Below are 20200 nucleotides of genomic sequence, written 5' to 3'. Positions count from 1 at the left end.
ATGACTGTTATTAATAGAGAATGACAAAACGATCGCCCTCCGCATAGGCCGCAGTGAAGCCCCAGACGGGAACACCCGGCTTGATACCACGCCTGTCTGTCGCTTGGCCAGAAGAATCCAGCACCAGCCAGCCAAGCTGCCCGCCCTTCTGCCATCCCGTGCCCACGCTCCAGGTGATCAGCGTCTCACCCCGCGCATTCACCGCCAGAGCAGGGTGCCTTGCCTTGTCTTCTGAAACAGCCAGCGCCGCAGACGTCTCATCCAGCAGGGAAGTGTGGACCTTGCCCTCCGCCTCCCACGCCGCCCGCGTTTTTGCTCCAGCCGCGATCACGCTCGCACTGCTCATCGGGCACGCGTTGATCGCCCAAGGTCCTACGTTCCGGTGCTGAAAAGTCGCCCCGCCATCCGTGGAAATCATGAGCGTGATGTCCCGCTGCGCCACGCTCCGTGCCGCCCGGTACAGCGTGATCAGCTCCCCCGTCGGGCTCACAAACGTCTTCAGCGAGCAGCACGCGCACACCCCGGGATCATCCCCGTTCGCAATCCGCGGCTTCGAAAACGTCCCGCCATTGTCCGTCGATTTCAGCACAAACACCCGCCGGTTGATCTCCCCCGGCGCCGCGCCCGCCGGCGCACCATGCCAGACGATGTACACCTCCCCCTTCGCGCTCGCCGCGATGGAGGCCCCGCCATCCAGCCCCTGTGTGTCCGCCCGCAGATCACGCTGCTTCTCAAACGTGCCTCCATGATCCAAAGACCGCGTGTAAAGCAGCGGCGCAGGCTGGTTTTTGCCCCCGGGTCCGTTCCACACCACATGCAGAGTATCATCTTTCCCCACCGCGATCTGCGCTCCACGGATCGTCCCGGCAGCCACCGCCGTGGCTGGTGTGCTGTTAAGAGTACGCGGCGCGCTCCATCCGGCGGCACCGCTCTTTTTAGTCACATAGCGCACATCCCCGCCACCGGGATTGCCTGTAAGGTACACCAGATGCAGCGTGCCATCCCGCGTGGTGGCCACCTGCGGTTGCACCCCTCCCTCCGGCACCCGCTCAAAGCGCACCTCCTCCGCTCCATGGGTGAAAACCGTCAGCAGCAGGAAGGCGATGCATCTTTTCATGGCAGTGGGTTCAGGCAAGTCGCAGCGAATAACGCTCCCCACGCCGGCCCAGTTTCACGCGCGCACCATAGATCTCGCTCAGGTTCCGGCTCTTCAGCACCTCCGCCTTCGGCCCGGACGCATGCACCTGCCCGTCTCTCAGCAGCAGGCAGTGGGTGATGCTCGGCAGGATTTCCTCCACATGATGCGTCACCAGCACCAGGGAAGGGGAGTGCGGCTGCACCGCCAGGGACTGCATCCACTGCAGGTACTTCTCCCGCGCCACCGGGTCCAGCCCCGCGCAGGGTTCATCGAGAATCAGTACATCAAACTTCGCCATCAGCGCGCGGCAGATCAGCACCTTCTGCTTCTCCCCCTGAGACAGCGGTCCCCACAGGGCCTCGCTCAGGTACGCGCAGCCCACCTGCGCCAGCAGCCCCGCCGCCTGACGCAGCACCGCCGCCGGCGGCTCGTCGATCAGGTTCAGCTTCGCCTCCCGGCCGCTCGCGATCACGTCGATCACCGGCTCTCCGCTCTCCAGGTACGTGGTCAGCGTGTTCGTCACCAGCCCCACTCGTCGCCGCACCTCGCGCCAGTCATCCTCGCCAAACACACTCTCGCCGATCCTCAGGCTCCCGCCCGTCGCACTGTCATACCCCGTGATCAGGTTGATGAGCGAGGTCTTGCCGCAGCCGTTCGGGCCCAGAATGCACCAGTGCTGGCCGGGATCCACCCGCCAGGAGATGCCTTTGAGGATGGGACGGCCGCGGCGGAAAGTGAGATCAGAAACTTCGAGTACAGGATTGGACATGTGGGTGCATGATTGAATGACGAACAGAGAATGTCGAGTCGTCTTGAACGACTCCCTCTAAATGCTAATGCCGGCGCTTCCTGGCCACGAGATCTTTGAAAGGACTTTCATTCTCAAACACTTCTTTGTGTGGATAGAATTTGTCCTTTTGATTTTTCTCCCGTGACAAAAATGACCATCCTGCTAATCTCAAATCCCTTTCTCAAAAAATGTCAGTTTCCCCAGATGCCCAACCACATTGCGCCATCACATCCAATGAAGTGCGTAAAATCAAGCTTGTGCATCACCGTAGTTTTTTAGTACCTTGTGCTGATGTGCAACGCACCCTGCAACTCATGAGACCCATTTTCTGTGCCGCCCTGGCTCTGGCCGCTGTCACACCTGTGTTTTCACAGGCTCCTCCGCCTGCACCTCCTGCACCTCCAGCAGCCCCTGCCGCTCCCGCCGCGCCTGCAGCCCCCGCTGCTTTGAACATCCAGCAGGAAACTGAGGCCCTCATCAATGCTGCCAGCGCCCTCTTTGCCGAGGCCAAATACCAGGAGGCCCTTTCCAAGCTCGCCATCGCCAAGAAAAACCTCAACAACAAGCCCTTCGAGAGCATCCTCTTCACCGAAGGCGCCTGTTACTACAATCTCAACGACTACCCGAAGGCCATCGAATCCCTCGAAGCCTACGTGAAGGAGTTCCCGCAGGGCTCCGCCATTATCGATGTCCGCATGGCTCTGGGCCGCTCCTACATCGCCAGCAAGAAGGAGGACAAGGGCATCGAAGTGCTCACCAACGTCGTTCGCGATTCACCCGAGAAGAAAGCCGAGGCCGGTCTCATCATCGCCGACACCCTCAACAAGCAGGACAAGAAGGACGAGGCTCTCAAAATTCTCACCAACGTCCTCGCAGACGGGATCCGCAGTGCGGAGTCCATCCAGGCCGCCATGCTCGCAGCCAACATCTACGTCAGCAGCGGCCAGCTCGATCAGGCCACCGCCCTCATGGACAAGGTGCGCAACTTCGCCTCCGGTGGCGACAGCATTGCTCAGATGAACAACATCTATCTCAAGCTCGGCGATGAGATGATGGAAAAGAAGTCCTACAAGGAGGCTCTCGGCGCCTACCAGCTCGTCCGCAAGAAGAACGAAATCTCCCGCATCCAGACCGAGCAGGTGGCCAAGCTGGAAGCCCAGCTCAAGACCGCCAAGGGCGTGCGCAAGGACGAGATCGAAACCAAGCTCAAGGCCAACAAGGAAATCATGGCCGAAATCGAGAAGCGCACCGATTACGATGCCTCTCTTTACTACCGCCTCGGCCGCTGCTACTATGAAATGGGTTCCCCCACCGACGCCGGCGCGGGCGATCCCTCCCGCCTCTGGCAGGCCATTCTCGCCTTCGAAGTCGTCGTCAAAGACTTCAAGCAGTTCGCCCAGCGCGACAAGTGCATGTACGGCCTCCTCATGGTCAACGCTTCCTTGAAGCGCATCAAGGAGGCCCGCGAGCAGTGCTTGGAATTCATCGAAAACTTCCCGGACAGCGACATGGTCGGCGAGGTCTCCATGATGTTCGGCATGCTGGCCTACCAGAACAAGCAGCTCAAGGAAGCCATCGCCGCCTGGAAAAAAGCCCTCAGCTTCCCCAAGGCCGACAAAGAGCGCCTCTACTTCCTCATCGGCAGCGTCCAGTTTGAACTCCAGAGCTTCGACGAGTGCCGCACCACCTATGAAAAGGTGCTCCAGGACTTCCCACAGACCACCTACAAGGACGATCTCCAGTACCGCATCGCTCTGACTTACTTCTATCAGAACGACTCCAAGAGCGTGACCAAGGCCCTCAAGACATACATCAAGGACAACCCCAAGGGGCAGTATGTCGTCGATGCACGCTACCGCCTCGCCTTCATTGATTTCCAGGGCGGCGACAAAAAAACTGCGGAATCTGAACTCCTCAGCATCGTCAAAGACTCTCCGAACGATCAGAACATCGGTCAGGTGCATGCCCTCCTCGGGGACATCTACAATCAGCGCGCCGACTATGAGAACGCGATGATTCAGTTCGCCCTCGCTGTGGACAAGGCCAAGACCGATGACGTGCTGACCTACGCCATGGATCAGCTGACGGATCTCTACGTCGGAGCCAACAAGTGGAAGGAACTGGCGGAAATGTGGCAGCGTTACTACAACACCCACAAGGACAACGACGACCTCGCCCTCAAGGCCATCCTCTGGATCAGCCGCGCTCTCATCAAGGAAGCCAAGGTGGAGGAAGCCAAAAAGCTCCTCGCTGAACACATCAAAACCCGCATCCCCATCGTCGCCAATCAGCAGGTGGAAGGCTTGATCCAGCAGCTCGTTTCCATCAGCGCTCCAAAACGCCGCCGCGTCGCCGCAGCTTCTGCTCCCACCACACCGCCTGCGGATGGTGCCAAGGCCGCCGAAAAAGCCCCTGTGGTCGCTGCCGCTCCCGCGCCAGAGGTCACTTTTGAAGACGTCGAAAAACAGCTCGAAACGCTGCTCAGCCCGCCGCAGGCCGCCATGAACGGCACCGCTCAGATGCGCATTCTCTTTGCCAAGGCATGGCTCGCCAAGACCATGAAGCTGCCTGAAAAGGCCGAGAAGTTCCTCACCATCATCGTCGAAGTCGCCAAGCCGGATGACCTCAGCCCCATGCTCCTCAGCATCGTGGGTGATGCCGCCCGCAAGAAAGGCGATCTCGAGAAAGCCAATGGCTGCTACGTCCGCCTCAGAGACTTCTTCAAGACCAGTGAATTCTCAGACGGCGCTCCTGTCGGTCTGGCTGAAATCGCCTTCGAAAAGGGCGAATATGACAAGGCTCTGGAACTCTTCCGCGATGCCCTCAACAACTATCCCGGCAGCTCCCACGTGCTTGATGCCACGCAGGGGGAGGCCAAGACCCTCGTCAAACTCAAGAAGTATGACGAAGCCAAGAAGATCTTCGAGACCATCTCCAACACCAAGGAATGGCGCGGCCACGCCACCGCCAATGCCCTCCGCATGCTTGGCGAGATCGAGGCTCTTCAAGGCAAGCACGAAGCTGCCATCGCCTACTTCCAGCGCGTCTTCATCGCCCACCAGAAATGGAAGGACGAAATGGCCAAGGCCTACCTCCTCTGCGGCAAGTCCTTCAAGGCTCTCGGCAAGAGCGAGGAGGCCAGAAAAACCATCCAGGAGATGATCGAACGCAAGGATCTTGAGGCGCAGCCGGAAAAGAAAGAGGCTGAGAAACTCCTCCCCACCCTGTAATTTCACGCGAACCCACTCCACGATTTTCATGCACTCGTTCGCCCGCTTTTTGCTCGCTTTCGCCGTCCTCGCCGCTGGTTCCGCCTTCGGCCAGGCCATCGTCCTCAAGGACGGCAACCGCGTCTTCTCCTCCGAGTTCTCCATTCAGGACGGCAAGATTGTCCGCACCGTTCAGATCGGTGAAAACAAAGCCACCACCATCCTGGAAAAGAAAAACATTGATTCCCTCGAGTGGCCCTATCCGGCTGAACTCACCGAATCCGCCGACCTCCTCGCCAAAGGCAAGACCGATGAAGCCATCGCCGTCCTCAAGAAGGGCCGTGACTTCTTCGAGCATTTCGAAGGCATCGAGGGCAACTGGTACATCGACATCTACTTCGCCTACATCGAAGCGCTCAATCAGGGCGGCAAGTTCGACGAAGTCGTCAAAGCCCTCCCGTCTCTCCGCGCCCTCAAGCTCACCGACGCTCAGAAGATGCGCCTTCGCATCATTCAGCTCGACATCGAGCGCCAGACCTCCTCGGACTACGCCGGCATCCTCGTGGAAGCCCAGAGCATCCTCAAGGAAACCGACGACTCCGCCATTGGCGCCTCCCTCTGGGCCCTCATTGCAGACGTCTACTCCCGCAAGAAGGAGTGGGAAAAAGCCCTCCTCGCCTACCTCCGCATCCCCGTCTTCTACGGCACCCAGATGCAGCGCGTCCCTGAGGCCGAGCTCAACGCCGCCAAGATCCTCATTAAAATGAAGCGCTATGAGGACGCCAACGCCTTCCTCGCCCGCATCAGTGAATCCTACCCCGGTTCCCCGGTCGCAGAATCCGCCACCAAGGAGAAAGCCGCGATTGCCGGAATGAAGAATGTCCCCGAGGAAGAGGCTGACGCCGCCGCTGCCGATGGCAAGTCGGACGCAGCCAAACCCAAGGAAGGCGAGCCCGCCAAACCCACCGACTCCAAACCCAAAGCCTGATCCATTTCCCCATGCAAACCAACACTGCCACCATCATGACCCGCCACATCCCCAACGGCCCTGCCCGCGCGTTCCTTTGCGTCCTGCTGGCTCTGGGTGTCCTCACCTCCTTCAACCTGTATGCTGAAGACGCCGCTCCCCCTGCGGAAGGTGCTGCAGCTGAAGTTCACACCGAATCGATGATCGATCGCTTCATCGAAGGTGGCTGGGTTATGTATCCCATCACCGCCTGCTCCATCGCTCTCGTCTGGCTCACCGTCGATCTCTGGATGCGCACCGGCATCAAAAAGGCCGCCCCTCCTGCCCAGGTCGCCCAGGTTCAGGATCTCTTCCGCGCTGGTGACTACGTCGGCGCCTACCAGTTCTGCAAAGGCAATCCTTCCGCCTTCACCAACACCACCCGCGTCGGACTCAGCTTCCTCGGAGACGGGCATGACGCCACCGAAGCCGCCCTTTTCAGCGAGCTCAACAAGGTCAACGCCGCCGTTCAGACCCGCATCAACTACCTCTCCGTTATCGGTGTTTGCACCCCTATGATCGGTCTCACCGGCACCGTGACCGGGATGATGCGCGCCTTCTCCACCCTGAAGACCAGCGGTGCAGGGGACCCCGCCAAGCTCTCCGGTGCTATCGGTGAGGTGCTCATCGCCACCGCCTCCGGTCTCTTCATCGCCGTTCCTGCCTTCATGTTCTTCTACTTCCTCCGCAATCGCCTCCAGGTCAGCATGAGCGATCTCCAGGAAATCGTCATGGCCCTCTTCCGCAAGATGCCCTACGCTCATCTCAAGGACGCCCACGTCGGCGAAGAAGAATTCTACGCCGCCATCCCAAATTGGGTCGCTGGCGACGTTCAGCCTGCCACTGCAGCCTGATTCATCCTCCTCTTATCTCTTATACTCAACCCTTGACCTTCTAACACTATGGGCGGCGGCGGCGGCGGTGGTGATGGCGAACCGGAGTTTCAGATTGCTCCGATGATTGACGTGCTCTTGGTGTTGCTCATTTTCTTTATGAGCATCACCTCGGCGCAGGTGTTGAGTATCGACAAGGAGATTCAGCTCCCTGTCGCCAAAGATGCCAAGAAAAAGGAAAAAGACGTTCAGAACGAGGCAAACATCAATGTGCGCTGGACCAATGGCAAGGCGACCATCCTCTTTGAAAACAGCTCTTATGACGTCGTGGAGCCGCTCGTGGAAAAACTCCGCGCCCGGCACGACGCCAACGCCAAGTACCGGGCGGTCATTCGTGGGGACAAACGTCTCCCTGCGATCGAAATCCAGCGCGTCATGAGCGTCATTGCCCAGGCGGGCATTGATGACATTTCCTTCTCTGCCTTGAACAAAGAGTAACTCTTCCCCTCATGTCTGAACCCGGCAAAAAAAAGCATCGCGAAATCGAAACTGAACAGCTCGCTGTCGGCTTCCAGATCGCTCCCATGATCGACGTCGTGTTCGTCATCATGCTCTTCTTCATGGTCATGGTTGGTTCCGTGAAGGTCGAGCGCGAGCTCAAGAGCCAGCTCCCCGGCCTCGCCCCGCCCAGCGCCGATGCCCCCACCGAAATGCCGGACGAAATCATCGTCGGCGTTGAAGAATCTGGTGCCGTCACCCTCAATGAAGAGGAATTCGACAGCAACCGTCCCGACAAAGCTCTCCCTGACTTCATCAGCACGCTCAAGCGTCTCAAGCAGGAGGCTGACAACCGCAACGCCAAGGTCATCGTGACCATCCAGGCGGAGGAACAGGCCACCTATGAGCGTGTCATCGATGTGCTCAACGCCCTCGCAGTCGCGAAGGTCGCCAACGTGACCTTCACGGTTGGCGGCGACGAAGGATTCTGATTTTTTTGTCAGTGTTTGAATGTCTGCACCCCAAGAAAAGGGGGCGCAGTTCCGTCCTCGTACTCTGAAAAGGTCATCTTCATGAATCCGTCGCAGCCAGGAACCCCGGAAAATCCGCAGAATCCCCAGCAGCCACCACCCCCACCGGGTGTCACCCAGCCGCTGCCGCAGGGGCATCCCCAGGGCTATCCGCCCCCGCACGGCTACCCGCCGCAGATGCCCGGCTATCCACCCGGCTACCCCATGCCGCAGGGCTACCCGCCGCAGATGCCCGGCTATCCCCCAGGCTACCCGCCGCCTCAGGGGTACCCACCGCAGATGCCAGGTTATCCCCCTGGCTACCCCATGCCGCAGGGCTACCCCCCGCAGATGCCCGGCTATCCGCCCGGCTACATGCCGCAGATGCCCATGCCGGCCATGATGCCGCCGCCCGCACCTTCCACCGGCACCGTCCCCACCGCCGCCCCGGCCCCACGGCCCGCCAGCGCCGCCGTCCCCGTGGCCATGCCCGTGCCCGCCGCAGCGGCCCCCGCCATGCCAGCTCCTTCCGGTGCCCCCGTGATGCCCGCCCCTAGCGTGCCCGTGGCAGCCGCCGTCCCGACCGACGACGCCGGTGAAGCCGCCGCCGTCATCCCCGAGCACATCGAAGGTCAGGTCTATCACCCACCAGCCCTCACCCACATCGAAGTGGGCAAGCCGCCAAACAAGTTCGTGCAGCTCTGGCGCAAGGCCGGCGCCAGCTCCCTCCTCCTCAGCATCCTCATCCACGCCGGTCTCGGCGTCCTCGCCCTCTTCATCGTTTTCCAGAGCGGTGTCATGGATAAGCAGGTGGACTTCCTCCCCGGCGGCGGCACTGCGCAGGGCGCGAAGGCCAGCGCCGATCTCCAGCACAAAGTGCAGCAGAAGAAGCGCAGTTCCATCAACAAGACCATGCCGATGAAGAAGCTGGTCAGCGCCAGCACCAATTCAGCCATCACCCTCCCAGAAGCCCCGCCCGACTCGCTCGACATGCCCGACGTCAGCGCCATGATGGGCGGCGGCGCCCTCGGCGGCGCAGGCGGTTTCGGCATGGGCGGAGCCGGAGGCGGCTTTGGCAAAGGTCAGGGACTCGGAGCCGCAGGCGGCTTCGTCACCCTGCCACCCTCCATGCGCAGCCGCTGCTCCACGCAGGAGCGCCTTGAAAAGCTCCGTCAAAACGGCGGCTCACCCGAGTGCGAGGCCGCCGTCAGCGCCTCCCTCGAATGGCTCAAGACCAAGCAAAACCCCGACGGCTCCTGGGGCCGCACCACCAAGTGCGCCTTCACCGGCCTCGCGCTGCTCTGCTACCTCGGCCGCTGCGAGACGCCCGAGTCCCCCTTCTACGGCGACAACGTCACCAAAGGCATCATGTTCCTCATCGAGGCCCAGAAGAAGAACAAAAACAAACTCTTCAGCCAGGCGGAAAAAGGCAACGCCCCCGTCTACGAGCACGGCATCGCCACCTACGCCCTCGGCGAAATGTACACCCTCGCCCGCCTCGGCAGCAAGAGCCTTCCCGGCATGCGCGAAGCCTTCGAGGCAGGCGTCAAGATCATCATCGACAATCAGCAGGACAGCGGCAGCTGGGTCTACGACACCGAAACCGGTTTCTATGCCGGCAAAAAAAGCCGCGAAGACCTCTCCGTCGCCGGCTGGCAGTTCCAGGCCCTCAAGGCCGCCAAGAACTCCGGCCTCAAGATTGATGGCCTCCACAGTGCCATCACCAAGATGACCAAATACCTCGAAGACAAGCAGACCAAGGACGGCGGCTTCGGCGTCGCCAATCGTGACGCCCATTACAATCAGTGGAGCCTCTCAGGCGTCGGCATCCTCGGCCTCCAGACCATGGCCAAAGGCAAGACCACCCCCATCAAAAAAGGCATCAAATTCCTCACCGATTTCCTCACCGCAGAGCCCCTCGACTGGAACAAAAACTGCAATCTCTACTGCTGGTACTACTACACCCAGGCCTTCTTCCAGCAGGGCGGCGAAGACTGGAAATTCTACAATCAGCAGTTCCTCCCCCAGATCCTCGGCGCCCAGCAGGCCGACGGCTCCTTCAAGCGCGGCCGCCCCAACTGGCCCGCCGGAGACGCCGCCGACGAAATCTACCGCCAGTGCCTCTGCACCCTCCAGCTCGAAGTCTACTACCGCTACCTCAAAGTCGGCGACCGCGAAGAAGCCAGCTTCTTCGAAAAGTAACAGCGAGCCTCTGAAAGTACGATGGGCATTGCCTCACGGCGTTCGCCCTCCGGGCAGCCTGCGGCTGGCCATCTCCGCTGCGCTACGGTTCCTGCCCGTCGGCCCCCAGCGCTCTCATTGACTCGCTGCTCCCTGTCAACGTCAGGTGCGTTTCGGAGAGCAGGGCTGAGGTCTTTTGCCTTGATCAGTTAAAACGAGTTGGAAGATCAGCGAGAAGACAGGCAAAGGCCGTCGTAGGATGGGTGTGGCGACAGCCCGCCCGTCCATCAGCGTGCAGCAAACGTACCATGGCGTCCGAACGCCCTCGAAGTCGGGCCGTTTGGCGGAGAGTGCTGTGAGCACGATACGCGCCCGACGCCAAACACACCCAACCCATGGGCCCTGGGTGTCGCGCTGTTCACCTGTTCGATTGCAGCCTCTGCTACACCTGCAGCGCGCACTTCCAGTCCGCCCTGGCCTTCGTAGCCTCGGCGTAGAAGGCAGCACTCCGCAAACACACCCACCTCCACATGTCTCGTCAGCTTCCCAGCCTCCAGCGCCCCCTCCCCATTTGTACTGCGGTCGCGCACCGAGGCACAGCCTTTCCTCCGCAACTCGTAGAGCCAAGGAGGAAACGCAGCCTGCCCTTCGTAGCTTCAGCGAAGAATGGGCCACCGCGTTCATCGTCGCCACACGCCCATGCATACCAGAAAATACCCGAATGCGGCAGCCCCCCAGTCTCCGCTAGCCCCCAAACATCCGCCCACCCCAGCCCGGGTAGGGCGGCTTGTCCCCAAGCCGCCGCCACACCCAAATCTACCACCCCTCCAGCACCGCCGCATTCCTCCCACCACACACGCGCACCACACCCCTAATCCTGAAATTCTGCCATCCTGTTAATCCTGTCCATCAACCTCGCCCACCCCCTTTACTTGCCACCCGCCTTCGGCTGCGCCTCCGCCTCCCCCTTCGCCAAAAACCCATTGTCCCCCAGCCAGTCCGTCAGCCGCTGCGTCCACGTCCGGATCGAAGCCAGCTTCGATCGTCCCCCCATCCCAAAACCATGCGCACCCCGCGCATACAGGTGCACCTCCACCGGCCGCTTCGCCTCCTCATACTTCGCCAGTTGATCCAGCACCGGCTTCACGTGGCTCGTGTCATCATTCGCCACCAGGAAAAACGCCGGCGGCGCATCCGCCGGGATCGGCCCCGCAGGCACCCCCAGCGGCCCCGGATAAATCGACACCTGAAAATCCGCCCGGCAGCTCGCCCGGTCGATCACATCCGCCGCCCCTGCATCACCCCCCGTCGGGCCGTACACCACCATCGCCACCACCTCACCACCCGCAGAGAATCCCAGAATCCCGATCCGCTTCTCATCCAGGTTCCACTCCGCCGCACGACTGCGGATCACCCGCATCGCCCGCTGCCCGTCCTGACGCGGATGAATGTCGATATTGTAGGGCGATCCCTCCTCACGCGGCAGCCGGTGCTTCAGCACAAAGCACGTCACCCCCAGCCCGTTCAGCAGCTTCGCCGGCTCCACCCCCTCGCCACCAAACCCCAGCTGCCGGTGCCCGCCCCCCGGCACGATCAGCACCGCCGCACCATTCGCCTTCTCCTTTGGCGCCGGAAACACCGTGATCGATGGATTGTTCACATGCGTCACCGAGCTCCCCTTCATCACCTCCGGCTCATCCCGCAACTTCTCAAACCCCGGTGCCCCTTTTTCCCACAAAGGAATAACCTGCGGCTCCTCCGCGCAGAGCGGGCCGTGCAGGACGAGTGCGAGAGACAGAAGAAGTTGGAGGTGTTTCATGAGGTTGGTTGTGACGAACGGATTGATCGAAGGAAAATGAAAAAGTTACCAGCAATATTGCAGATGACGGCGAATTCTGCCGCACATCAGACTCCCAGGGCAGCGTCGGCCGCGATCACAACCCCAAAGGCTTCACCATCTGGATGGCCGGCGGCAGCATCAAAGCCGGCGTCCACCACGGTGCCACCGATGAGTTCGGCTACAAAGCCGTCGAAGACAAAGTCCACGTGAATGACCTCCACGCCACCCTCCTCCACCTCCTCGGTCTCGATCACGAAAAACTCACCTACCGCCACAACGGCCGCGACTACCGCCTCACCGACCTCGGCGGCCGCGTGATCCACGAGATTTTAGCGTGAACGGCTGGAGACGCTAAGCCGAGTCGCAGTACTTTTGCAGCCTCCCTTCTTCAGCCCCAACGGAGCATCGTAATTCAGCCCAGGTGACAGGCAGCGCATGTATTGTAGTCCCGGCTTTAGCCGGAATCTGGGAAGCACAGTTCGTGCAAACGTCCCTCCTGCAACACTCCGCTCCACAATCCAGCCGCCTTGAGTTCAGGTGCTTCGAAGCATGAGGCGATGTTTGTAACCCGTGCTCAATGCCCGGAGAAAGTTCATGCCATCTTATGGTAGACTCCAGTCCACACACTCTCCCTCCGAAAGCCCGTAGGGCTGGCACAACCGTAGCCGTGGGTGCCAACCCACGGAACCTCATCACCCACCCCTCTCAAAGGTCATGTAACCGCATAGCGGTGACACAAAACGCCGCCCCATCCAAACGTGACATCGTCAGCGACAAAAACACGTCTTCAAACATCGCCCAATGACGCATCCTTTTTTTTTTCCCCACTGCACTCCTCCGCCATGTCGCCACCAGACGCGCCGCGTCATGCGCAACTCTTGACTGGGTGCGCCGACATTTTGTCGGCTCCGGGGGGGGAACCTCACCAGAATACCCTCAAACACACACACACACTTTCTTCTCCGATCCAAAAAATCCATGCCCGTCCCACAGCCAAGGCGGTTCGTCCCAAAATGAAGTCTTGCCGCGATCAGCGGTATCTTCCACTGGCGGGCGGTGGATGAGTCCACACACCGCGCATTTGGAGTGTTCAATCGGAAGTCGATGCGCGTGACGCCGTGATCAGCGTCGTCGTACTCACGCGCCTTATCTGCCGGCGCCTCCGTCTTAATTTAGCTTTGACTGACAATGTTTTACGTCAGTTTATGTGTACATAATGCCCGACATGTTTTTTTTGTGGCAGCCTACCGCTCATATAGTCAGAAAAAGAAAGAAGCGCAAAAAGAGCTCAACCGTTGCAATTGACTGTCCATCAGGTGAAGAGTTTTCACTAGGGCGAAGGCGTTGTGGTGGATTTTGCCTTACCGAAAATGGCCTCAAATGCCGCTGCATGCCACAATTTCCTATTTTGCATCAAACCGACAACGGTTCAAGTTTGCCAGATAATGAACAAGACTCCTTCAAAAAGAACAGGCGTGCATAGCGTTCTTGCCACCGGCATCGGTCAATCAATAAGCCAAATGAGTAGCCTGTTCCAGCCAGGCGGATCTCTTTCTGAGAAGAAGACGTCTCTGTATGGAGCACCTGCTTTTGTGTCGGCCATGACAGCGCTTCCGGCAATTGGAAGTGCCTTTTCACTCCCTTCGCAAATGGGAAAGGCTTTGAAGTCTCTTAGCAAAACCACATCGTTGTTTGAAAAACTAGACCGGCACGTGGCGAAGTTCCGGGAAGCGATGGAAGAGCATGAAAACGAACTGCCAAATGTATTGGAAGTCATGATTGAACATTCTTGGTATCCAGACTTTGAATTTGATCTTTTCAACATGCGACAATTGGAAGAACCGGCAAAGGTTCGTGACATTGCCGCAATGGAAGTTTGGCTCATTGAGCATTTTCAGGCGCGACGAAAATCTTTGGAACAAGACCTTGTGGCCGAATTCCCAGAGAGAGAAAAGCCGATTAATGCGGCTTTTGAAGCCTATGATGCAGAAAAGTATCTGCTCGCGATTCCTGTGTTCCTTGCACAAGCCGATGGAATTAGCATGTCGATATTGGAATCTAAAACCTTTTTCTCATTTGGGAAGTCTGAAGCACCAGCGAAACGGCGGAGAAATTCAGAAGTTGGGAGCTACGCGAGAATTCTGCTTGAACCGCTAGTTCAACGTGGAACGCTGCGAACCGGCACAGACCGCCTCCATAACATTGCCTTCGATTTCAACAGGCATGCAGTCATGCACGGAATTGCCAGCGATTATGGCACAAGGATTAACGCGTTAAAGGCAATATCGCTGCTTGCGTATCTACACTATCTAGTAAAAAAATAGAAAAGTGAATTCAAATTTGCCAAGGCATGGCTGTTCAGTTCTAAAAAACAGATTGTGCATCTATTGCGGGAAGGATTTGGCGGAAAATGAAGTAACGAAAGAACATGTCGTTGGTCGCAACTTTGTACCTAAAGGCAAGTTGTTTGCCCAGTGGAACTTGATAGCGAATTGCTGTGAAAGCTGTAATCGGAAAAAGGGAGATCTTGAAGATGATATTTCTGCCATAACGTTATTCACGCTGGCGTCAAACAGTCCCAATGATCACGTCATAATTGAGGAGGCGCTGCATAAAGCTAAAAAAAGTCTCAGTAGAAAAACAAAAACTGTGGTGGCCAAGAGCCAGCAGCGTTTGACTGTGAATGCACAGTTTGGAGGCTGCCAAATGTCTTTCAGCTTCGTTGGGCCGCCCGGAATGGAAAAAGAGCGCATCGAAGAGCTATGCCGATTCCATGTAACGGGATTTTTTTATTGGATGACATTCAGCCAAGAAAATCAGGCAGGAAGCCTTTTGCCTGGAACGTTTACCCTCGTCCAGGAAACATCCAGACTTGATTGGGGAAACACTATCAAAATCGGGTTTATGAAAGCCGTTATAAAATGGCAGCCAAACGTCTTAATTCATACAGCAAACGAGCATTTTAAAATCATAATTCGTCAACACCCATTGAATAGGTTGTGGGCCTGGGCGCTGGAGTGGAATAAAAGTTCACGCTGCATAGGATTTTTTGGAGATGATGCAGATGTAAAAGGTATTATTGATTCTCTGCCTTCACGTGTATTCCAAGATCCAATTTCAAATGGAAATGAAACCATTGGAATGTCGGCAGAAGTGGCGCTTGATGAAGCCGAGGACATTCTCTTTTTAGAAAATCAAACATTGCATAACAAACTAAATTCATAAATGGCATCTGAAGATCCAATTCTGGATGCATGGAAAGTAGACAGCCATGCACGTTGGGAAAGCGTAAAAGATAATCCACATGAAGAGGCGGTTGAATTCGCTCTCGAAGATCTAAAATGGGATTGGAAAGAGGCATACGTGGCCAACACAAAACACGAAACTGAGATTTTTGAATCCCCTGAAGGAAGTCTCTTTTACCAGTTCGACACGTTGTACGTGGAAGAAAACGAAGTGAATTTGAAATCCGCCCGGCTAGTGGCGGTGTATGGCAGAGTTGGAGATTTGGCAGGCTTGAAATTGCCTTCGGCAAAACTGCGGCAACGCTTTATGGGACCGACGGAGAAATGGATCGGCCCGGTTGACAAAGGGCACTTCATTGCTCACACGCTTGGCGGTTCATCAAACATGAATATTTTTCCGCAGGTGCGGGCAACAAATCGTGGATGGAATGAGGAAGGCCGGAAATACCGAGAAATGGAACGCCTCGCTGCCAAATGTCCAGGCACGATGATATTCAACCGGCCGATCTATTCCGATGGAACGTATTGGCCGCGTTATTTCGAATTCGGTGTTCTGAGGCCGGATGGTCAGCTTTGGGTTGAAACCTTCGACAATGAGAGGCCAGCGGGGGCAATTGTCTGAGAGTGGTTGATACGGTTGCGACTTTCAGGACTAAAGCGCAGCAGTCGAAATTTTTATCGCAATGTCACTCCCATCAAGATCTTTACCATTCCACATGGAAACAATGGCTTCTGCCGCGGCTGGATCTTGTATATCAGCTATGGCAAAGCGCTTTGAGCGTCCTGTATCTACATCAATATACAAATGGACAGATTCCACTGGGCCGGCTTGTTCCAACGCTTCGGTAATTGACTGCTGCGTCGTGCAATAGGCTAAATTATTGATGTATAGTCGCATAGAACAATGGATGGCCGCTATTACAGCCCAGAAATCGACTTTTCGCAACATGTCATGCCTCAGCATAAATTGAGGCCGACTTCCGTTATTTGCTGCTGAATCGACTCCGCCCTGTGCAGGCTCCTGCTAGTTGTCCTCAAAACTAGAGCCGGTCGTGAATTCGGGCATATGAAAGCCGCTTCAAAAGATTTTCAGCAAGTTTTGTCCTGCTGCGTCAATCATCGTTGTTTACAGTTTCTTTAATTTTGGAGATCAGGAAGTCTTTAATGGTGTCATCTTTCGCTCCGGCTTTAGCCATTCTGTGAATGATTTCCCAAAGCTGGTTGAGATCTTCTTGGAATTTGTCAGGGAGAATTTCAGGCGGATCATATTGAGCGCACAGAGTATCGTAGGATATTCCGAGGCTGTAGAAACGGTAGTCAGTCTCTGGCGGAATTGGTGGTAAGGGCTCTTGTCCGCTGCCCGGCTGTGTGCACTCCGCCGCCCAATCGCTGACATAAGGCGCTATTTGATTGAAGATGGGGAACCGGTTGGCGATCCATGAAAATCTTTGCCTGGTGGTGGAATAAGGATGGTCAGATCCAAAAACAGGCAAGGCCCACGGTCCTTCTGAGTTCACTCGTTTGCAGGAAACCACTTTTCTTGTGTATACTTTATTGTTACCGCAATACGCTATCACCTTGGGAAAAACTGGCTTTGAATTCCAGCCGTTTGCCAAATCCTGCATTTTGATCAATGGCATGAAAAAAATGTGAGGATCTACACATGAAGCGAAGTCATAAAATTGATCTTTGTAATGTGGATGGACCTGGAGACACGGCACGATATGGATCTCTGGATGATTTTCGCTAAGCCCGTCAATGAAGTTCAGGACCTCAGTGAAACGATAAAACTTTTTCCTTCCAGATGAACTGCCTTTGCAAACACTCGCGATGAGCTTTTTGTGATCATTGCTCCCCTTGAACTCAATCACGAAGTTCCTGCGGCTATCGCTGCGGTCGGACACGTGGTTCATTACGACAAAACAAATGAGCTGATCCTGGCAGTGTTCCACCAAATTTGGACCAAACTGCCCACAAGTAATGGTTCCTTCTGCCATGAGTATGCTCTCGCCTGATTCCAGGGTGATTTTATAGCCGGTGTGCTTCTTCTTCGATGTGCGAACCTCACCTGTAGGAAAATACCACGTGCTACCCACCTGACCAAGCAGATCGCTAGGTTTAAGCGCAGACAGCTTTTTATGATAAACTTTTTTCTTTGCGGATAATATCTCGACCTTTGAATTTGGGTCTACGCCTCCATCGAATGAACTCATAGTGATTTGTCGGAACGTTGAGCGGGATCAGGCTGGCGCAAGCGTACTTGAAAAAGATGCCAAGAATTATATGCGCATCTCAAGAAGTATATAATTGAAAATCAACGGCCAACTGACGCAACCGCTCCGACCGATCAGGCGCGTGAGCGCAGCAAAAATGGCTGGGCATGATATAGCAACGCCCGACTTCTTGCCCATGGCACACTCCCGTTAAAAGCGCTTCAAGCCCCAGCTTGGATTGCGGCGGTTGTGTCTCACAACCCAGATGCGGGCGTAGTCGCCCCGAATGTCGTAGAGAAAGTGATAGGGAAAACGGTCGAAGTTGCAGCGCCGCAGTCCACAGGCGTCGAAATGGAAAAAGCGTGGATTCTCCGCCACCTTCAGAAGTCCCGTTTGGAACTCAGCAAAGAAGTCCTCCGCCAGGGGTTCTGCGATCTCCCCGTACTGTTCTAAAATTTCGTCCAGGTCGGCTTGAACCCGTTGGTGAAACCTAACGCGCACGGAAGCGAAGCCCTGAAACGAGTTGGTCAAAAGTGATCATCACATCAGGGTTGGCCTCAGCCTCACGCACCCGGCTCAGCACCTCCTCATCGGAAACGCTGTAGTGGGGTTTCTCCAAGCCATGAAGCAGGCGGGCCGCCAATGAAGCCCGTTCATCCTCCGGCAGCTTGTCCGCCTCTGCGCTGAGCTCATCCAGTTTCATGAGCCAAGAACTACCCCACCACCGCTCTTTTGCCAGTGAGTTTTATGGGTTGGCTTTTGAATGGCAAAGAGCCTCCCCATCAGCGCCCCACCCAGGGCCGGACCCTGATTCTGAATCAGCGTCCTATCAGCAGTTAAAAACTCTGATCTTCAATCACGTCAGTGACAGTCCGTGTCCCATCAGTGTTTCAAAATCCGACTCCGTCTTTTTGGATCGGTTCTGTTTTTTTTTGCGGCCACTCCACCATTCCGACGAACCAACAACAAAGAACAAAGAACCAAAAACAACGCCCCCCTCACCTCGGCCGTCCCACCACGATCCCCGCATGGCTCTTCACCGAGTTCAAATACTCATGAATCGTCTTGTCCACCACGACCTTCTTATAAGTCGCCGAGGCATGCATGAAATGGCAGGCCCCGTCACCCGTCCGTAGCGCCAGCCCCACGTGCGAGCAGTACACATGCGCCCGGTTCGTCACGATGCCGATGATGTCGCCGCTTTGAATGCGCGACTCACACGCCGCCACCTGGTCCTTCGGAATGAAATCAAACGGCACCTTCTCCAGCCTCGCCTCGAACTGCCTCAGCTGCGGCACCAGCGCCGGATTCGCCCGTAGATAGCGATACAGCTTCGGATTCAGCGACATCTCATCATTGCCACGTCCCGTCAGCCTCACCACCGGCCCCACCTCACGCGTCACATTGCGGATGTTCCCACGCGCCGCGTTGTCCGTGTACCACTCATCCAGGTAATGAATGCGGTCCAGGTAGTTCCCACGGCACACACCCCCGCGATACCGCGTCTCCTCAATCTCCCTTAACAGATCGCTCGGCGCATAAGCACGCTGCCTCTTCCCAATCATCCGCGCCAGCCCCAGTGAAATCTCAAAAAACGTCCAGCAGTCCAGCCCCGTGAAATTCGCCGAAGGCGACTCAATGCGATCATCAATCTCCAGCGTCCAGCCCACATATTTGATGCCCCGCAGCGCCTGCCCGAACTGCGCCACCCGCGCACCCATCGGCAGCGCCGCCCAGTCACCCGCCACCGCCTGCGCCACCACCTGCTGAAATTTATCCACCCCTTTGAAAGTCACCGACTGCGGCAGAAACTCCGCAGCGCGGAGCAGGGGAGAAGCCCCTCCACTCAGAAGGCTCAAAGACAAAAAGTGGCGACGTGTCAGCATGCCACATCAATACAGATTTTCCGCCATCCCCAAAGCATCTTCTCCCGCAGCACAGGCATTCAGCCACTGCTCTTCTTTCACCAGACCAAACTGCTTTGGCACCAGACGGCACAGCTCCACCAGCTGCCGGTCCAGCTCCCGCGCAAAAGACTCAATCGCCTGCGCATACCGCCTCCGCCGCAGCGGCTGCTCCGCCGCCTGCAGGCACGATTGCAGATGCACCTCCTGCATGAACGGCTCCAGACCATAGCCCACCATCGTGATCGCACGATCCGTGCTCGTATCAATCAGCAGCATCACCAGATGATTCGCCCCACCCTTGTCCACCGCACTCGATAAACTGCCACGGTTGAACAACCAAAACGCATACGGCAGCAGCGGCGCCTGCGCCGGCACATCCATCAGCACCACCGCGATGCTCAACTGCGGAAACCGCCGCTCCACCTCCGCAATCACATGCGCCGCACGCCTCAGAGAAAACGCCCCCAGCACCCCCGTCATGTCCGCAATCGGACGATGCAACGCCGGAGCAATCCCAAACGCCCGGTCTGCCGCCTCCAGCGAAAACCCGCACTGCCCGCAGGCAGCATCAGTTTCAATCGCAGGAGCTCGGCAGGCAGGACAACGCACACCTTAAATGTACATCACTCCACCACCCCCGCGCAACGATCATTAAAAAGCTTCTCACCTCACGATCCATAGAAACAAACCCGCTCTCTCCAAAAGGATGTCTCCCGAAGCCATCAATCCAAATCATTTGACCCTCCATCATTCTACCAATCCGTCACTCCTCCCATCTGGACCAAACTCTCGCATAACAATCTCATTCCACACACACGGCATACACCCCGA

18 protein-coding genes and 1 pseudogene are annotated in these 20200 nt (G+C 57.0%); 10 read left to right on the top strand and 9 right to left on the bottom strand.

Going from position 1 to position 20200, the window contains the following annotated elements; translation table 11 throughout:
• Window positions 1–10: 10 nt before the first annotated feature.
• On the bottom strand, window positions 11–1117 hold the full coding sequence (locus tag AC3RLQ_RS08210; protein ID WP_493036050.1) for an exo-alpha-sialidase: 1107 nt from the start codon (window positions 1115–1117) through the stop codon (window positions 11–13).
• Window positions 1118–1127: 10 nt separating this feature from the next.
• Window positions 1128–1907 (bottom strand): ABC transporter ATP-binding protein, encoded by a 780-nt coding sequence (locus tag AC3RLQ_RS08205; protein WP_493036049.1) that lies wholly within the window; start codon window positions 1905–1907, stop codon window positions 1128–1130.
• Window positions 1908–2242: 335 nt separating this feature from the next.
• On the opposite strand from AC3RLQ_RS08205, the gene AC3RLQ_RS08200 reads away from it, so the two are divergent.
• The 6 genes from AC3RLQ_RS08200 (at window position 2243) to AC3RLQ_RS08175 (ending at window position 10185) form a co-directional block, all read left to right on the top strand.
• Window positions 2243–5158, top strand: coding sequence for a tetratricopeptide repeat protein (locus tag AC3RLQ_RS08200; RefSeq protein ID WP_493036047.1), 2916 nt, complete (start codon window positions 2243–2245; stop codon window positions 5156–5158).
• 28 nt (window positions 5159–5186) lie between these two features.
• Entirely contained in the window at window positions 5187–6125 is a 939-nt protein-coding gene (locus tag AC3RLQ_RS08195) for a tetratricopeptide repeat protein (protein ID WP_493036045.1), read from the top strand.
• A gap of 11 nt (window positions 6126–6136) precedes the next feature.
• The gene (locus tag AC3RLQ_RS08190; protein WP_493036043.1) at window positions 6137–6997 is read left to right on the top strand and encodes a MotA/TolQ/ExbB proton channel family protein; all 861 of its coding nucleotides are present in this window, start codon (window positions 6137–6139) and stop codon (window positions 6995–6997) included.
• A gap of 48 nt (window positions 6998–7045) precedes the next feature.
• Window positions 7046–7474 (top strand): ExbD/TolR family protein, encoded by a 429-nt coding sequence (locus AC3RLQ_RS08185; protein ID WP_377169339.1) that lies wholly within the window; start codon window positions 7046–7048, stop codon window positions 7472–7474.
• A gap of 11 nt (window positions 7475–7485) precedes the next feature.
• Window positions 7486–7965 carry an ExbD/TolR family protein gene (locus AC3RLQ_RS08180; protein ID WP_395734991.1) on the top strand — a complete coding sequence of 160 codons (480 nt, stop codon included), beginning with the start codon at window positions 7486–7488 and terminating at the stop codon, window positions 7963–7965.
• Window positions 7966–8046: 81 nt separating this feature from the next.
• Window positions 8047–10185, top strand: coding sequence for a prenyltransferase/squalene oxidase repeat-containing protein (locus AC3RLQ_RS08175; RefSeq protein WP_493036040.1), 2139 nt, complete (start codon window positions 8047–8049; stop codon window positions 10183–10185).
• Window positions 10186–11092: 907 nt separating this feature from the next.
• On the opposite strand, the gene AC3RLQ_RS08170 is transcribed toward AC3RLQ_RS08175, so the two are convergent.
• On the bottom strand, window positions 11093–11983 hold the full coding sequence (locus AC3RLQ_RS08170; protein ID WP_493036038.1) for an alpha/beta hydrolase: 891 nt from the start codon (window positions 11981–11983) through the stop codon (window positions 11093–11095).
• 68 nt (window positions 11984–12051) lie between these two features.
• On the opposite strand from AC3RLQ_RS08170, the pseudogene AC3RLQ_RS08165 reads away from it, so the two are divergent.
• From AC3RLQ_RS08165 to AC3RLQ_RS08150, 4 genes and pseudogenes are all read left to right on the top strand, one after another.
• Window positions 12052–12342 (top strand): annotated as a pseudogene (locus tag AC3RLQ_RS08165) (DUF1501 domain-containing protein); the annotation flags it as partial.
• A gap of 1107 nt (window positions 12343–13449) precedes the next feature.
• Entirely contained in the window at window positions 13450–14328 is an 879-nt protein-coding gene (locus tag AC3RLQ_RS08160) for a hypothetical protein (RefSeq protein WP_493036036.1), read from the top strand.
• A gap of 4 nt (window positions 14329–14332) precedes the next feature.
• Window positions 14333–15229, top strand: coding sequence for a hypothetical protein (locus tag AC3RLQ_RS08155; protein WP_493036034.1), 897 nt, complete (start codon window positions 14333–14335; stop codon window positions 15227–15229).
• Entirely contained in the window at window positions 15230–15871 is a 642-nt protein-coding gene (locus AC3RLQ_RS08150; protein ID WP_493036032.1) for a DNA/RNA non-specific endonuclease, read from the top strand.
• Between the two features lie 30 nt (window positions 15872–15901).
• Here AC3RLQ_RS08150 and AC3RLQ_RS08145 read toward each other — a convergent pair whose 3' ends face one another.
• The 6 genes from AC3RLQ_RS08145 to AC3RLQ_RS08120 all read right to left on the bottom strand — a co-directional run bounded on the left by AC3RLQ_RS08145 (window position 15902) and on the right by AC3RLQ_RS08120 (window position 19870).
• On the bottom strand, window positions 15902–16147 hold the full coding sequence (locus AC3RLQ_RS08145; RefSeq protein ID WP_493036030.1) for an RNA recognition motif domain-containing protein: 246 nt from the start codon (window positions 16145–16147) through the stop codon (window positions 15902–15904).
• 214 nt (window positions 16148–16361) lie between these two features.
• The gene (locus tag AC3RLQ_RS08140) at window positions 16362–17462 is read right to left on the bottom strand and encodes a hypothetical protein (protein WP_493036028.1); all 1101 of its coding nucleotides are present in this window, start codon (window positions 17460–17462) and stop codon (window positions 16362–16364) included.
• Window positions 17463–17672: 210 nt separating this feature from the next.
• Window positions 17673–17993 carry a type II toxin-antitoxin system RelE/ParE family toxin gene (locus AC3RLQ_RS08135; protein WP_493036026.1) on the bottom strand — a complete coding sequence of 107 codons (321 nt, stop codon included), beginning with the start codon at window positions 17991–17993 and terminating at the stop codon, window positions 17673–17675.
• Entirely contained in the window at window positions 17953–18165 is a 213-nt protein-coding gene (locus AC3RLQ_RS08130) for a hypothetical protein (protein WP_493036024.1), read from the bottom strand. Before AC3RLQ_RS08130 ends, AC3RLQ_RS08135 begins: the two co-directional genes overlap by 41 nt.
• A 295-nt stretch (window positions 18166–18460) precedes the next feature.
• Window positions 18461–19348 (bottom strand): N-acetylmuramoyl-L-alanine amidase-like domain-containing protein, encoded by an 888-nt coding sequence (locus tag AC3RLQ_RS08125; RefSeq protein ID WP_493036022.1) that lies wholly within the window; start codon window positions 19346–19348, stop codon window positions 18461–18463.
• Window positions 19349–19354: 6 nt separating this feature from the next.
• Window positions 19355–19870: a TPM domain-containing protein gene (locus AC3RLQ_RS08120; protein ID WP_493036020.1), complete on the bottom strand. Its 516-nt coding sequence runs from the start codon at window positions 19868–19870 to the stop codon at window positions 19355–19357.
• Window positions 19871–20200: the final 330 nt, after the last annotated feature.

The organism is Prosthecobacter sp. GW821-HT29F12, from assembly GCF_058803405.1.
The sequence above is the reverse complement of the archived record's forward strand: the minus strand, read 5'-3'. Positions and strand labels throughout refer to the sequence as shown.